This is a genomic window from Streptomyces sp. Inha503 (assembly GCF_047215865.1).
Taxonomy (GTDB): Bacteria; Actinomycetota; Actinomycetes; order Streptomycetales; family Streptomycetaceae; genus Streptomyces; species Streptomyces lycopersici.
Genome location: NZ_CP178360.1, coordinates 4,827,723 through 4,842,969, shown reverse-complemented (window position 1 = coordinate 4,842,969; position 15,247 = coordinate 4,827,723). Strand labels below are relative to the sequence as shown.

12 protein-coding genes are annotated in these 15,247 nt (G+C 72.0%); 6 read left to right on the top strand and 6 right to left on the bottom strand.

Going from position 1 to position 15,247, the window contains the following annotated elements; translation table 11 throughout:
- Positions 1–72: 72 nt before the first annotated feature.
- The 5 genes from ACJX2R_RS20300 (at position 73) to ACJX2R_RS20280 (ending at position 5,542) form a co-directional block, all read left to right on the top strand.
- Positions 73–615: a single-stranded DNA-binding protein gene (locus tag ACJX2R_RS20300; protein WP_413101280.1), complete on the top strand. Its 543-nt coding sequence runs from the start codon at positions 73–75 to the stop codon at positions 613–615.
- 217 nt (positions 616–832) lie between these two features.
- Positions 833–2,227, top strand: a complete 1,395-nt coding sequence (locus tag ACJX2R_RS20295) for a Cys-Gln thioester bond-forming surface protein (protein ID WP_262699936.1) — start codon at positions 833–835, stop codon at positions 2,225–2,227.
- Positions 2,228–2,530: 303 nt separating this feature from the next.
- The gene (gene ettA, locus ACJX2R_RS20290; protein ID WP_413101279.1) at positions 2,531–4,195 is read left to right on the top strand and encodes an energy-dependent translational throttle protein EttA; all 1,665 of its coding nucleotides are present in this window, start codon (positions 2,531–2,533) and stop codon (positions 4,193–4,195) included.
- Positions 4,196–4,199: 4 nt separating this feature from the next.
- On the top strand, positions 4,200–4,715 hold the full coding sequence (locus ACJX2R_RS20285) for an acyl-CoA thioesterase (RefSeq protein WP_413101278.1): 516 nt from the start codon (positions 4,200–4,202) through the stop codon (positions 4,713–4,715).
- Positions 4,712–5,542 carry a hypothetical protein gene (locus ACJX2R_RS20280; RefSeq protein ID WP_413101277.1) on the top strand — a complete coding sequence of 277 codons (831 nt, stop codon included), beginning with the start codon at positions 4,712–4,714 and terminating at the stop codon, positions 5,540–5,542. The genes ACJX2R_RS20285 and ACJX2R_RS20280 overlap by 4 nt, the downstream gene beginning before the upstream one ends.
- A gap of 75 nt (positions 5,543–5,617) precedes the next feature.
- Here the strand turns inward: ACJX2R_RS20280 and ACJX2R_RS20275 are convergent, their stop codons facing one another.
- Positions 5,618–6,022, bottom strand: a complete 405-nt coding sequence (locus tag ACJX2R_RS20275) for a globin (protein ID WP_262699940.1) — start codon at positions 6,020–6,022, stop codon at positions 5,618–5,620.
- A 131-nt stretch (positions 6,023–6,153) separates the two neighbouring features.
- On the opposite strand from ACJX2R_RS20275, the gene ACJX2R_RS20270 reads away from it, so the two are divergent.
- The gene (locus tag ACJX2R_RS20270) at positions 6,154–7,284 is read left to right on the top strand and encodes a methyltransferase domain-containing protein (RefSeq protein WP_413105908.1); all 1,131 of its coding nucleotides are present in this window, start codon (positions 6,154–6,156) and stop codon (positions 7,282–7,284) included.
- On the opposite strand, the gene ACJX2R_RS20265 is transcribed toward ACJX2R_RS20270, so the two are convergent.
- From ACJX2R_RS20265 to ACJX2R_RS20245, 5 genes are all read right to left on the bottom strand, one after another.
- Positions 7,265–8,464, bottom strand: coding sequence for an FHA domain-containing protein (locus tag ACJX2R_RS20265; protein WP_413101276.1), 1,200 nt, complete (start codon positions 8,462–8,464; stop codon positions 7,265–7,267). The two genes, ACJX2R_RS20270 and ACJX2R_RS20265, sit on opposite strands and share 20 nt — an antisense overlap.
- A gap of 68 nt (positions 8,465–8,532) precedes the next feature.
- The gene (locus ACJX2R_RS20260) at positions 8,533–9,927 is read right to left on the bottom strand and encodes a vWA domain-containing protein (RefSeq protein WP_413101275.1); all 1,395 of its coding nucleotides are present in this window, start codon (positions 9,925–9,927) and stop codon (positions 8,533–8,535) included.
- A gap of 22 nt (positions 9,928–9,949) precedes the next feature.
- Positions 9,950–11,335, bottom strand: coding sequence for a PP2C family protein-serine/threonine phosphatase (locus ACJX2R_RS20255; protein ID WP_413101274.1), 1,386 nt, complete (start codon positions 11,333–11,335; stop codon positions 9,950–9,952).
- A 3-nt stretch (positions 11,336–11,338) separates the two neighbouring features.
- Positions 11,339–13,915, bottom strand: coding sequence for a tetratricopeptide repeat protein (locus ACJX2R_RS20250; protein ID WP_413101273.1), 2,577 nt, complete (start codon positions 13,913–13,915; stop codon positions 11,339–11,341).
- The gene (locus tag ACJX2R_RS20245; protein WP_413101272.1) at positions 13,912–15,237 is read right to left on the bottom strand and encodes a hypothetical protein; all 1,326 of its coding nucleotides are present in this window, start codon (positions 15,235–15,237) and stop codon (positions 13,912–13,914) included. The genes ACJX2R_RS20250 and ACJX2R_RS20245 overlap by 4 nt, the downstream gene beginning before the upstream one ends.
- Positions 15,238–15,247 lie beyond the last annotated feature (10 nt).

Below are 15,247 nucleotides of genomic sequence, written 5' to 3'. Positions count from 1 at the left end.
GCACAGGCCCCGGCGGGGTTTCGTGATGCCGGGCAGCATGGTCCACGAGCGGCAAGGCAGAGCCGCGAAGTGATGGGGGAGGCGTGGCCGGTGAACGAGAGCTGGGTGACCGTGGTGGGGAATGCCGCGACGCGGCCGGACTTCTGGGAGACGGCGGCGGGTGTCGCGGTGGCCCGGTTCCGGCTGGCGGTGACGGTGCGCCGCTGGGACCGGGGGCGGGACGCGTGGGCGGACGCGTACACGAGTTTCTACACGGTCTGGACGTGGCGGTCGCTCGCCGCGAATGTCGCCGGGTCGGTATCGCTCGGTGAACCTCTCGTCGTCCATGGGACGTTGCGGGTGCGGGAGCGCGAATGGGACCGGGAGCGAGAGCGGGAGAGGGACCGGCCGCTTCAGGGAGAAGGGAGAGCGGGAGAGGGAGCGGGAGGTGCGGCCGTGCCTCCGGCCATGGGCGGGGATTCCGGTGGCGGGACGCATCAGTCCAGGCGCTGGGTCACCGCGGAGATCGACGCGGTGGCGGTCGGACACGATCTCACGCGGGGTACATCCGCATTTCGCCGGGTTTCACAGGCCAAACCGCTTCTAAACGCGCCGACCGGGGCAACTTCCCCATGAGTGGGCGCGACCACGGGAGATTTATCGATAATCCCAGGTCATATGGGATCTGGAGATTAGATAACGATTCCGATTCGGATCGGTTGGGTCTAGGTATTACCGGGGAACGTTCGGTTCCTTTCTCCCTAGGATCCCTGCGTGCCCAACGGGGGTTCCTGAGTTTTGAGTTCGCTGGCGAGGCGCACCAACTGACTGGCGCTCGCCCGGAGGGGAAACCATGATTTCTGTAAGGAGGCGGGGCGCTGCCCGCCTTGCGGCCGCCGTTCTGGCGTCCGGCCTGGTCGCTGCGGGTGCGATAGTCACCGCAGGCACCGCCGCCGCCGATGACGCGCCCCCGAGCCAGGGCGGCGCGACCGCCACGCTGGGCGGTCTCAAGACGTTCGACAAGGCCGTCATCCACGACAACGGCAAGGACCAGCAGGTCGGCGCCGGTCTCTTCGAGATGTCGGTCGACAATGGCGGTTCCATCCAGACGTACTGCATTGATCTGCACAACCCGACGCAGAGCAAGGCCAAGTACGAGGAGAAGTCCTGGGCCGAGACGTCCCTGGCGAACAACCCCAACGCGGGCAAGATCAACTGGGTTCTACAGAACTCCTACCCGCAGGTGAACGACCTCGGCGCACTGGCGAAGACGGCGGGCACCGGTCCCCTCACCGAGAAGACCGCCGCCGCGGGGACGCAGGTCGCCATCTGGCGCTTCTCCGACAACGCGAAGGTGGACGCGGCCGACCCGCAGGCCGAGAAGCTGGCCGACTACCTGGAGAAGAGCGCGCAGAACCTCCAGGAGCCCAAGGCGTCGCTGAGCCTGGACCCGCCGGCCGTCTCCGGCAAGGCCGGTGAGCGGCTCGGCCCGGTCAAGGTCCACACCAACGCCGACAGCGTCACCCTGGCCCCGGGCACCGGGTCCGCGGACGGCGTCAAGCTGGTCGACAAGAGCGGCAAGACCATCACCAGCGCCGCCGACGGCGGCGAGGTGTACTTCGACGTCCCGAAGGGCGCGTCGGACGGCTCCGCCACGCTGACCGCCCAGGCCGCCACCAAGGTTCCGGTGGGCCGCGCGTTCGCCAGCGCCACCAAGAGCCAGACCCAGATCCTGGCCGGCTCCAGCGAGAGCACCGTCTCCGCCACCGCCACCGCGAACTGGGCGAAGAAGGGCGCTGTCCCGGCGGTCTCCGCCGAGAAGGACTGTGCCAAGGGCGGCGTGGACATCACGGCCACCAACAAGGGCGACGAGGCGTTCACCTTCGAGCTGCTGGGCCAGAAGTACACCGTCGAGGCGGGTCAGTCGAAGACCGTCACCGCCCCGGTGAAGGAGGACCAGAGCTACAAGTTCACCATCTCCGGTCCGAACGGCTTCGAGAAGACCTTCTCCGGCGTTCTCGACTGCAAGACCTCCAGCAGCGGCGGCGGCAGCGACACCCCCTCCTCGCAGCCGAGCCCCGCGTCGGCCGGTGGCAGCACCGGTGGTGACACCTCCGGTGGCGACCTCGCCGAGACCGGTAGCAGCAGCAACACCCCGATGATCGCGGGCATCGCCGTGGCGCTGGTCGTGGTCGGCGGCGGCGCGATCTTCTTCGTCCGCAAGAAGAAGGCGACCGCGGGCGAGTGAACGCCAGGGCGGCGACGCCAGGGCAGCAGTGATCGCTGAGTGAAGCGACGGTCACCGGATGTGGTGATCGTCGAAGAACGCGGTGATGGAGGGCCGGAGCCTCATGGAGGCTCCGGCCCTTCGTGCCGCCGGGGGACGGCGAATGCCGGACCCATGCCGCACGCCGGACGAAACGGGTTTCCGCCTCGGGCGGGCTGTACGGCAAGATGGCTGTATCTGCCCTCACGCGGTGGACCCGCCACGGATACGGATCCCGCGGCGGAGCCGCACCTCGATACCTACCAGATTGCCGGACGGTTTCTCTTGGCTGAGTTCATCTACACCATGCGCAAGACGCGCAAGGCGCACGGCGACAAGGTGATCCTCGACGATGTGACGCTGAGCTTTCTGCCCGGCGCGAAAATCGGTGTCGTGGGCCCCAACGGCGCCGGTAAGTCGACGGTGCTGAAGATCATGGCCGGCCTGGAGCAGCCGTCCAATGGTGACGCCTTCCTCTCACCCGGCTACAGCGTCGGCATCCTGCTCCAGGAGCCCCCGCTGGACGAGTCCAAGACCGTGCTGGAGAACGTCCAGGACGGCGTGGCGGTCACCAAGGGCAAGCTGGACCGCTTCAACGAGATCGCCGAGCAGATGGCGACCGACTACAGCGATGAGCTGCTCGAGGAGATGGGCAAGCTTCAGGAGGACCTGGACCACTCGGGCGCCTGGGACCTGGACGCCCAGCTCGAGCAGGCCATGGACGCCCTCGGCTGCCCGCCCGGCGACTGGCCGGTCACCACCCTCTCCGGCGGTGAGAAGCGCCGTGTCGCGCTCTGCAAGCTGCTGCTGGAGGCCCCCGACCTGCTGCTGCTGGACGAGCCCACCAACCACCTCGACGCCGAGTCCGTCAACTGGCTGGAGCAGCACCTCGCCAAGTACGCGGGCACCGTCGTGGCCATCACCCACGACCGGTACTTCCTGGACAACGTCGCCGAGTGGATCCTGGAGCTCGACCGCGGCCGCGCCATCGGCTACGAGGGCAACTACTCCACCTACCTGGAGAAGAAGCAGGCCCGGCTGAAGGTCGAGGGCCAGAAGGACGCCAAGCGCGCCAAGCGCCTCAAGGAAGAGCTGGACTGGGTCCGCTCCAACGCCAAGGGCCGCCAGGCCAAGTCCCGGGCCCGGCTGACCCGTTACGAGGAGATGGCCGCCGAGGCCGAGAAGACCCGGAAGCTGGACTTCGAGGAGATCCAGATCCCGCCGGGCCCGCGTCTGGGCAATGTCGTGGTCGAGGTGGAGAACCTCTCCAAGGCGTTCGGCGAGAAGGTCCTGATCGACGACCTCTCCTTCACCCTCCCGCGGAACGGCATCGTCGGTGTCATCGGCCCCAACGGCGCCGGTAAGACCACGCTGTTCAAGATGATCCAGGGGCTGGAGACCGCCGACGCGGGCAGCATCAAGGTCGGCGAGACCGTCAAGATCTCCTACGTCGACCAGAGCCGCGCCAACATCGACCCCAAGAAGACGCTGTGGGCGGTCGTCTCCGACGAGCTCGACTACATCAACGTCGGCCAGGTCGAGATGCCCTCCCGCGCCTATGTCTCCGCCTTCGGCTTCAAGGGCCCGGACCAGCAGAAGCCGGCCGGGGTGCTCTCGGGCGGTGAGCGCAACCGCCTCAACCTCGCGCTCACCCTCAAGCAGGGCGGCAATCTGCTGCTCCTCGACGAGCCCACCAACGACCTCGACGTGGAGACCCTCTCCTCGCTGGAGAACGCGCTGCTCGACTTCCCCGGCTGCGCCGTGGTCGTCTCCCACGACCGCTGGTTCCTCGACCGCGTCGCCACGCACATCCTGGCGTACGAGGGCGACTCCAAGTGGTTCTGGTTCGAGGGCAACTTCGAGTCGTACGAGAAGAACAAGGTCGAACGGCTCGGCCCGGACGCGGCCCGTCCGCACCGCGCCACCTACAAGAAGCTGACCCGGGGCTGAGTGGATGGCACGCCATATCTATCCCTGTCCCCTGCGCTGGTCCGACATGGACGCGTTCGGCCACGTCAACAACGTGACCTTCCTCCGCTATCTGGAGGAGGCCCGGGTCGACTTCATGTGGCGGCTGGCGCCGGGGAACGGGAGTGACGCGTTCACCGGTGGCGTGGTCGTGGCCCGGCACGAGATCGACTATCTGAAGCCCCTGGTCCACCGGCACCGTCCGGTGACGATCGAGACCTGGGTGACGGAGATCAAGGCCGCGTATCTCACCCTGCGCTATGAGATCAAGGACGAGGACGCCCTGTATGTGCGTGCCACCACCCGCATCGTGCCCTACGACCTCGACCAGGGCCGCCCGCGCCGGGTCACCCCGGAAGAGGAGCGGTTCCTGACCGAGTACCTGGAGCCGGACCCGGTGAGGAAGGGTGCCGCGAAGAAGGCGTCCAAGGCGTCTGCGAAGCCCGCCGGATCCGCCGCCGGCGCCGAGCGGGCGGAGGCGGAGGGGGCCCTCTCGGTATGACGGCCCCCAGCCAGGAGCTCCACTTCTCCGACGCCGGGGAGGCGGCCGATCTCGCCGCCTTCCTGGCCCGGCTGATCCACTACGACCGGGCGGCGGCGGTGCGGCTGCAAGCGGGCGGCGGCGTGCTCGCCGTCTTCGGCCGGCCGCCGTCCTTCGAGGTTCTCGCGATCCGTACGGCGCGGCTCGAGGCGATCGTCGGCACCGAGGCCGCACCGGACGCGCCGCACACGTCGGCCGGGGCGGGCGCGCTGGACACGACCGTCTCGGCGGGCGAGTTCGCGGACGCGCTGGACACCGCGCGGGCCGCGCGGACCGCCGACGGACCCGAGGGCCGTGACCGGGGTGACCGGGGCCTGGTGGTCACCGTGCCGCAGGCCGTCACCGGCCCGCCATGGGCCGGGGTGCTGCCGCCGCGCGGCGGCTGGCGCCGGGTGAACGGGCTGCCGGGCGTGAACGAGGCGCGCGGCGCGGTCACCGCCGCCGTCGCCGAGTTCCGGGCCCGTGACGCGGCGCTCCCCGAGGAGCGGCGTACGCGCGCCGAGCGCGACCGCATCGGCCATGAGATCTGGTCCCGCACCCTGGGCGACACCGGGCTCCCGCTGCGCGCCGTGCACGCCGCCCAGTCGCTGGGCTTCCTGCGGCCGGTCCGGGCGGCGGCACCGGCCGTCACCGCCCACGGGAGCGGCGTGGCCACCGCGGCGCCCGAGCCCATGGCGCTGCTCGCCGCGGGCGCCTGGCTGCGGCTGCGCACACCGTACGGTTCGATCGCGGTGCGTACGCAGGGCCTGTCCGGCGGCCTGTCCGGGCTTTCCGTCACGCCCGCCTGAGCCCGCCGGGCCAGTCCGCGGGGTCAGTCCGCCATGTCAGCCCTCCGGGGCGGCCCTCCAGCTCGACCCGCCGGGTCAGCCCTCTGTGTTGATCATGGAGGCGGCGGCGTAGGTGAGGTAGTGCCACAGCTGGCGCTCGAGCTCCGGGGCCAGCTCCAGCTCGTCCACCGCGTCGCGCATATGGCGCAGCCAGGCGTCGTGGGCGGCGCGGTTCACGGTGAAGGGGGCGTGGCGCATGCGGAGCCGGGGGTGGCCGCGGTTGTCGCTGTAGGTGCGGGGGCCGCCCCAGTACTGCATCAGGAAGAGTGCGAGCCGCTCCTCGGCCGGTCCCAGGTCCTCCTCGGGGTACATCGGCCGGAGCTCCGGGTCCTCCGCGACCCCCTGGTAGAAGCGGTGGACCAGACGCCGGAAGGTCTGCTCGCCACCGACCTGCTCGTAGAAGGTCTGCTCCTGAAGTGTGCCTCGCGGAATCTCTTTCACGCCTCCATGCTCTCAGACGCCCCCGTCTGGAAAAGGGGGCGTGGGTCGCGGCCGGGGGCCGGGCGCAGGAGAGTGGAGTCATGGGCAGCACGGGCGGGAGCACACGTAGTGCGCCGGACGCCGCGGAGCGTATGGCGCGGCGGAAGCCTGCGGGCCGGGAGGCCGATGGATACGCCGAGGAGGCGGCGGCGCTGCGGACCGGGCTGGTCCGGGAGGTCGTGGCGGGCGGCGGACTCACCGACCCCGCCTGGCGGGCGGCCTTCGAGGAGGTGCCACGCCATCTGTTCGTGCCCTACTACTACGAGGCGGGGGACGCGACCGCACCGCCGGGCGCCAAGACGGCAGGGGTAGCGGGGGCAAAAGGGGCAACAGGGGCGGCAGGAGCCGGGGAGGCGGGTGCGGCGCACGGGACGGTCGGCTATACCCGGCTGTGGCGCGACGACCCCCACCCGCTGCGCCGGGCCCGCTGGCTGGCCGGCGCCTACGCGGACGCCCCGCTCGCCACGCGGGTGCGCGACGGCGAGCTGATCACCTCCAGCAGCCAGCCGTCGCTGATGGCGCGGATGCTCCAGGCGCTCCAGGTGCGGGACGGGGACCGGGTGCTGGAGATCGGCGCGGGCACCGGCTACAACGCCGCGCTGCTGGCCCATCGGCTCGGCGACGCCCACGTCACCACCCTCGATCTCGACCCGGAGATCACCGAGGCCGCCCGCAACCATCTGGCCGCGGCCGGATTCCGCCCCGCGGTCGTCACAGGGGACGGGGCGCGCGGCTGTCCGCTGCACGCTCCCTACGACCGGATCATCGCCACCTGCGCCGTGACGTCCATCCCGTCCGCGTGGCTCGGTCAGTGCCGGCCGGACGCGCTGATTCTCACGCCGCTCGCGACCGGGCTGATCGCACTGAGGGTCGCCGACGCCCGTCATGCCGAGGGGCACTTCCTGGCCATACCCGCGTACTTCGTCCCGTTGCGCGGCAGCGGCCCGCCGCCTCAGGCGCCCACTCACGGGCTGCCGTCCCGGCCGCTGCTGGACGACTCCTTCCGCTTCCTGCTGAACGTGGCCGCGGGCCATATGGAGCCGGTCGAAGCCCTCGCGCTGTGGGAGCACGAGGGCAGACCGGGGCGGGAGCGCTACGGGGTGACGGTGCGGGGCGAGCGCCAATGGGCCTGGCTGGACGACCCGGAGGGCGCCTACGGCTGGCCGCTGGGCCCTCCCGGCCGTCTCGAGCCCGTCCGGGGCCTCAGCCCCGGCGCACCGTGATCGTCGTCCAGGCGCCGACGTGGACGCGGTCGCCGTCCCGGAGCGGGACCGGTACGAACGGCTGGATCGGCTCCTCGCCGCCATTGACCGTCGTGCCGTTCGTCGAGTCCTGGTCGACGACCGCCCAGACGCCGTCGGGCTGCTGGACGAGGAGCGCGTGCTGGTGCGAGACGCCCGGGTCCTCGGGCGGCCGCCCGAGATCGATGTCGGGGGCCTCACCGGTGCTGTGGCGGCGCCGGCCGATGGTGATCTGCTGGCCGTTGAGCGGCAGCTGCTGCTCGGGGGAGTAGGCCGGGAGGTTCAGCCCGGCGGCCTCCGGGCCGCTGCGGTTCATCATCGCCATGAAGTACTCACGGTCCGGGGCGACGACGGCTATCCAGTTGCCGGGCGCCTGCGCCGGGGCTCCGCCCTGGCCGAACTGGGCGCCGCCGGGGTGCTGCTGCTGCGGGGCCCCCGGGTGCTGCTGCGGCGGGGCACCGGGGTGCTGTTGCGGCGGCGGCTGGTGCCCCGGCACCTGCTGCTGGGGCGGCGGGGCGTACCCCTCGTTCCCGTACGGCTGGGCCGGGGGCGCCGGGGCCTGGGGGTAGCCGTAGCCGTACTGCGGGGCCTGCGGGGCCTGCGGAGCGCCGTGGCCTGGGGCGCCCTGCTGCGGCGCGCCCTGCTGCGGGGCGCCGTGCGGGGGCGTGCCCTGGTGCGGCGCGCCCCCCTGCGGCGGCGGAAGCGTCCAGTCGCTGTCGCCGCCGAAGCCGGAGGGCTGACCGCCGCCCTGTGTCGGGTGCGGGCCCTGCGGCCCCCCGGGGCCGGGCTGTGGCGGCCCCGGCTGCTGCGGCGGCGCGTAACCGCCCTGCGGCGGGCCGTACGGAGACGGGGCGTGCGTCTGGAAGTTGAAGCGGCACTCCTCACAGAACGGGGCCTGCGCCTCACGTGGCGTACGGCACTGCGGGCACAGCTCCTGCTGCTGTGCCGGATAGCCGTAGCCGCCCGCGCCGCCGGGCGGCGGTGGGCCGCCCGGCCCCGGACTCCCGTAGCCACCCGGTGGCACGGGAACACCGGGGCCGTTCGGCATGGGCGGAGGTGGCGGGACGGCGCCGGAGGGCATGGGTGTCCCCGACATCCGGTGCCCACACACCTCGCACCAGTCGTCGGCCGCCGATTGGTGGCCGTTGGGACAGGTCGGCATGTCGGATCCCCCTCTGTGGCGTTCTTGGCGTTTCTGCCGAGAAGAGCTACGTGAGTGCTGGTTATGTGCTACTTCTTGACGCGAACTGTCTTGGTGGAGCGCGTTTCGAGTGTCATCTCGTCCGCCTCCGCGACCTTCGCCTTCAGTCGCACAGTACCTGCCGCCACGTCGAGCACGTCCACCACCTTCGCAAGCAGTTTCGCCGTGTCTTCGTTCCCCGATGTGGCCGCCAGCTGTACGGCACGCCCCAGCTTCGCGGTCGCTTGTTCGGCATCGCCGGACTTGCGGGCATTCATACCCTGTTTGATGGCCTGTGCCAGTTCGGCCTGGCCCGTATAGTGCGCTACCTGCGGATTCATCGCGGTGGAGACGACCAGATCATCGGTCCACACCGCGCGCACCAGCCCCTGCGCCAGAGGACTGGGCGGGCTGCCGACCCCGTCGGGCACCGGCTGGATTAGGGAAATCCTGGCCGCGAGCATCTCCTGGCCGACCTCGGCGGCCGGAACCCTCACACAGAGGTGGTAGTCGCGGGACTCATCGCCCCAGGACCCGGTCGGGTAGTCGCCCGCGCGCGGACCGGCCTCGACGCGCCGGGCGGTCAGATCCTCCACCGTCGGTGCGACCTGTTTCACATACGCCACCTCGGCGCCCTTGGGGGTCCACAGCCGGAGGCTGACGTCGGCGATCTCCTTGCCCATCGCCGTCTCCATCATCCGCGTGAAGTCCGCGGTGAGCCCGGCGGGGTCGGCGACGATGTCCGCCGTTCCGAGCAGGGCGGCGGCGATCCCGGTGACCTCCTCGACCTCCCAGTCCGTGCCCACGCCCCGGGCGTCGCAGGTGAAGCGGCCCGCGCAGGCGTCGAGCACGGTTCTCAGCCGCTGCGGCTCCTCGTGCTCGTTACGCCCGTCGGTGAGCAGGATGCCGTGCCGTATCGCGGCATCGGCGGAGTCGAGCAGCAGGTCGGCCTGGAGCAGCCAGGTGCCGATCGCGGTGCCGCCGCCCGGACTCAGGCTCCGCAGCGCCTCCTTGGCCTGGGCGCGGGTGAGCGGATCGGCGATGGCCAACTGCCCGTTTCCGGGGAAGACCTCGACCGCCTTGTGGGTGCCCGCCACCACGGAGAAGGCCACGCCGTCGCGCACGGTGTCGATCGCGGCGGCGGTCGCGTCCCGTGCGTGGCGCATCTTCGTCGGCGGATAGTCCATGGAGCCGGAGCAGTCCACCATGATCACCACGGCCGCGCGGGGTGAGCCGCCCCGGCCGGGCGCGCCGTCGTACGCGCCGGGAGCGTCCTCGTACCCGGCATGGGCGGGGGCGGGTGTCGGCTGCCCTGCCGTGGCCCCGCCGCCGGCCGAGGTGACGGTGATGATCGCGTTCACCTCGCGGCCTCCCTCGGGGAGGTACTCGTTCTGGTAGACCTCGACCGAGAACCGCGGCGCATCGGGTGTGGAGAAGTGGGCCATATCATCCGCTCCTTGGCGACCGTCAGGCGGATCCTGCCCGGCCCGGGGCAGCGGGGAACGGCACGACCGCCACTGTTACGTTGTCGTGGCCCCCGCCGTCCAGGGCGTGACCGACCAGGAACTGCGCGCTGTTCAGCGGCCGGGCGCGGGCGTCCGGCGGCACCGCGTGGGCCATCTGCTCCGCCGATTCGGCGTAGTTCCACAGCCCGTCGGTGCACACCACCACGACGCCCGGCCGGTCCGGTTTGTACGAGGCGGTGTGGGGTTCCAGCTCATAGGCGTCCGCCCCGAGCCAGCCGGTGATGGCGTGGGCGCGCTCGTCCGCGTACGCCTCCGCTTCCGACATCAGCCCCGCGGCCACCATCTGGGCCGCCCAGGAGTCGTCCTCGGTGAGCCGCGCGGGCGGGGCCGTACGGTCGTCGGGGACCCAGTAGGCGCGGCTGTCCCCGACCCAGCCGACGGTGAGGATGTCGCTGGTGACGACGGCGCTGACAATGGTGCACGCCGGTGCGTTCTGATGGCGCTGCCCCTCGTGGTGGGGAGCGGTCGCGCCGGTGTCCAGGGCCAGGGAGTTGACCGCGTCGGCGGCGGCGATGATCGCCTCGTTCATGGCCTGCTGGGGGTGGGCGCCGCGGGGCAGCGAGGCCCGCAGCGCCTGACTCGCGGCCTGGGCCGCGGCGGCCGAGGCCTCGTCGGGGCGGGTGGCCGAGGAGACCCCGTCGCACACCACGGCGACCGTGACCGGTGAGCCGTCGGGCAGCGCGGCGGTGGACACCGAGAACGCGTCCTCGTTGCGGTGGTGGCGCAGCCCCCGGTCGCTGGCTGCCGCGATCCCCTCCAACTCGGTCTCCATATGGTCGCGTGTCCGTGCCTGGGCGTGTCCGCAGCGCTCGCAGTATCCGTCCTGGTCGATGGTGCCCTCCTGGCACGCGGCGCACCGGGGACGGTGCTCGTCGCCGGGCAGCCGGGGGTCCGCCCCGGTGCCGCTGCCCGTGCTGCTCGCCGCGCTGGTGTGCGTACTCGCGTTGGTCTCCGGGTGGATGGCGGACTCGCCGGGTGCCTCGGGCGTGCCGAGCGCCGCCGTGACCCTCGGGTCGGCCACCTGGCCGTATCCGCCGGAGGTCGGGGCCGCCAGCTCGTAGTCGTCCGGCTCCGGCCCCGGGTGGGTGGACCGCGCCGCCCCGTTCACCCGCGGCGGCGCCGGCAGGCCGCCGTGCGCCTCCGACCGGTCGGCGTGCGCCTCCGACCGGTCGGCGATGGACTCCGCCGAAAGTGCGGCCTCCGCCGCCAGCGCGGCCGCCACCGTCAGATCGGCACCGCACCGATCGCAGTATCTGTCCCCCGCCTGCGGCGGCTCATCACAGGCCGGGCAGGCTGACAGCTGGGACGGCTGCGGCATCTGCGACATCGATCACACCCACGTCCTGGGGCGGAAACGGTTGGCCCGCTCCACCAGTTCGATCCTCTCCTCGCCTCGCTGGGCGAGTCTGGCGAGTACACGGTACGAGCGCTCCAATCCGAAGCGCAGCCCGCGCTCGTCCAGGCTGCTGCCGAGAAGAGGCGGCCGGTTGTGTCCCGGGGGTGCCCCGCTGCTGCCGGACAGTACCCAATCCAGGGCGCTGCCCAGGACCTCCGTACGCAGCCGCTCGCGCCGCACCGCGTCCAGACCGAACTCGCCCAGCCGCTCGACCTGGACCGCCGAGGCCGTCAGATCGCTCAACAGGGCGTCGTACGGGGCGCGCTGGCGCAGCCGGGCCCGTACGGCGGCGACCCGCGCCGCCGTGTAGTGGATCGAGGACTCCGGTACCGACTCCAGGGCCCGCACCGCGCCCGGGCGGTCCCCGGCGCACAGCAGCACCCGGGCGAGGCCGAAGGCGGCGCTCACGAAGCTCGGGTCGGCGGCCCAGACCAGCCGGTAGTACTCCGCCGCGTTGTCCAACTGGCCCAGCACCTCGGCGCAGACGCCGAGCGCCAGCTTCGGCGCGGGCTCACCGGGGAACGCGTCGTAGACGGCGTCGAAGGAGAGCGCGGCCGTCTCGCGGTCACCGGTGGCCAGCGCGTGCAGCCCCCGGTACCAGACGATCCGCCAGTCGTCGCTGTACGCGGCCTCCAGACCGGTGAGCGCGACGCCCGCGTCATGCTCCTGGGCCAGCTCCAGCTGGGCGCGCACCCGGCGCAGCCGCAGCTCGACCGAGTCCACGGGCGCGGTCCGCAGCGCGGCGCTCACCTCGGCGGGGTCGGCGGCCAGCAGACCGGCCAGGAACCCGGCGTTGGGGTCGTCGGAGTCCACCAGCGGCACCGGGAGCGCCAGCGCGGTGGCCCGTCCGTCCAGCGTGGCGATGGCGGGCAGCGGCAGGGCCAGCGGGCCCGGCGGGCGCTGCGCGGGGAGGAGGGGCGCGGTGGTGGCGCCGCCGGTGGACCGGGCGCCCAGCAGGGACGGATCCTTTCCGTCGTCGGCGAACAACTCGGTGTCCACGACGCGCGGTTCCGGCCCGAAGAGCGTGGACAGGGCCGGTCGGGGCCGCCCGGTCTGGAGCGCCACGACCTCCCGCAGCACCCCGGTCAGCTGGTCGGCCATCTCCCGCGCGGAGGCGAAGCGGCGCCCCGGGTCGGGGTCGGTGGCCCGCACCAGCAGCCGGTAGAAGGATTCGTAGGCCCGGAAGACCTCGATGTGCTCGGGGTCCGGCAGGCTGTCCACGTAGACGTTCGTATAGCCCTGGAAGTCGAAGGTGAGCACGGCCAGGGTGCGCGCCACCGTGTAGAGGTCGGAGGAGATCGACGGGCCGGACTCGGAGATCTCGGGGGCCTGATAGCCGACCGTGCCGTAGATGGGGCTGTCGTGGTCGTCCATCCGCCGGACCGCGCCCATGTCGATCAGTTTGAGCTGGTCCTGCTGCTGAATGGCGTTGTCGACCTTGAAGTCGCAGTAGAGCAGATTGCGGCTGTGCAGATGGCCCAGCGCCTCCAGCGCCTCGATGCCGTAGGCGCACGCCTGCTCCACCGGCAGCGGATCGCGGCGGCCCTCGGTGGTGCGGCGGGCGTTGGCGATGTCCTTCAGGGACTTGCCGCCCACGTACTCCATGACGATGTAGCCGTCGAGGCTGCCGGTGCGCTGGTCGAGGTGCTCGACGAAGTTGTAGATCCGGACGATGTTGGAGTGCTCGATCTCGGCGAGGAAGCGGCGCTCGGAGACGGCGGCCGCCAGGGCCTCCTCGTCGCCCGTGTCCAGCAGGCCCTTGAGGACCACCCAGCGGTCCGACACCGCGCGGTCGATGGCCAGATAGATCCAGCCGAGCCCGCCGTGCGCCAGACAGCCCGCGACCTCGTACTGGCCGTGGACGATGTCACCGGGGGTCAACTTCGGTACGAACGAGTACGGATGGCCGCACTTGGTGCAGAACCCCTCGGTGCGGCCCGGCCGTTCGCCGCGGGCGCGGCCCACCGGGGCACCGCAGTCCCCGCGGCTACAGAACCGCTTGCGCTCGGGGACCTCGGGGTCCGCCAGCACCGCCGTCCGCGGATCGGGGCGCGGCACATCGGGGACGCTGACCAGACCGGCGCCCAGGGCGTTCCGCCCCGAGGAGGCCGAGGTGGCGGAGCGGGAGCTGCGCACCGAGACCGAACGGGACGAGGTCCGCCCGGACATGGAGCGGGACAGCCGCCCGGACACCGAGCGCCGGGACGAGGAGGAGCGTGCCGAACGCGACCGGCCCGAGGCGCCGGACGAGGAGTCCCAGCCGGTCGCCGAGGAGCCCCCGCCGCGCGCCGACGGGCCCTCGCTCCGAGCGGACGAGCCCTCGCTCCGGGACGAGGAACTTCCGCCCCGCCCGGCCTGCCCGGTGATCCCCGTGGGCGGCGAGGCCACCATCCCCTGCGGTGAGACGACCGGGGCCATACCGCAGACATCGCAGTACAGCTCGCCACCGCCCACGTCCTCGTAGGACCCGCCGCAGTCACGCCGCTGGCAGGCGACGACCGCCGCATTCATTCCGTGCCTCCCTCGATGCCTTGCCCGGCCGGGCCCGTCTGGCGTGGCACCAGGGCCTCGGCCGCCGCCTGCTGGTAGCGCAGCACGGCCTGTTCGGCCGCCCGCAGATCACACGGGGCGCTCCACAGCATCCGGCGGGCCACGTCATACCGCTCCACCAGGAACGGATCCTCCGCCATGCCATGGCGGGCGACCTTCGCCTTGTACGCGTCGAGACGGCCGCGCAGCTCGGCGCGGACCGCGAGCGGCGCGGTGACCGCGGTCAGCGACTCGCGGGCCCGCAGCAGTTCGTCGTCGGCGCGCTGCTCCAGGCTCTCCAGCAGCGGCGAGAGCCGGTGCCACTGTGAGCGCCTGCGATAGTCGGCGGCGGCGACCAGCTGCTCGTGCAGCGCGGTCGGCGGGCCGCTGACGGCCGGAACCTCCGATGCCGCGATCTTCGCGAGCACCTCACCGCGCGCCTGGCGCGCCTCCGCCAGGGTGCGATCGGCGCGGGAGAGCACATCGCGCAGCCGCATCAGCCGCCGCTCGGCGTCCTGCCGCACATCCAGGACCGCCTCGATCTCCCGGCGCACATCCTCCAGGGCACGGGCGGCGCGGTCATAGCGCTCGGTGTCGGGGCTGCCGCCGCCGGGTGCGGAGCTCCCGCTGGCCGGTTTCCAGAAGGCTAGCGGGTCGGAGACCACTTCGGCGCGCAGCGCGGTCAGCTCGGCCGTGATCTGCTCCAGATCGTCCCCCGAGGGGTGCTCACCGGGGCGCACCCCCACGGAGTGGGCCAGCGAACGGGTGCGGTGCAGCTCGGCGGAGAGCATGTCGATCCGGGCGGGCAGCGCGGACCATATGGCGTCGGCGCTGACGATGACGTCGATGGCCTCCGCGTACCAGCGGTTCATCCGGTCGACCAGCCGGTCCAGGCTCAACTCCTCGCTGAGCAGGGGCGAACCGCCGAGGGTGGCGCTGCTGGGCAGGGTGATCGCGGTGCCGCACAGCAGCTCGGTGAGTTCGGCCAACTCGTCCTGCGTCGGCCAGCGGTGACGGGAGCGCACCTCACGGGCCCGGGTGAGGGCCTCGGTGTACGCGTCGAAGTAGCTCCACAGGAGAGAGATGGCCTGCTCGGTGGTGGACCAGCGGTCCTTGGTGACGCCCGTGAGCTCGGCGCCTTCGAGAAGCCTTCTGCCCGCGTGGTCCTGGAGGGCGAGCAGTGAGGACTCGATCGCCTCGTGTTCGGCGGCGAGCTTCGCCAGTGCGCGGTCCACCTCCTCCCGGCCCATGACCGGGCCGTCGGGTGTCCCCGCGAAACTGGGGAAGGGTCCCGAGACCCCCATCGATCACCTC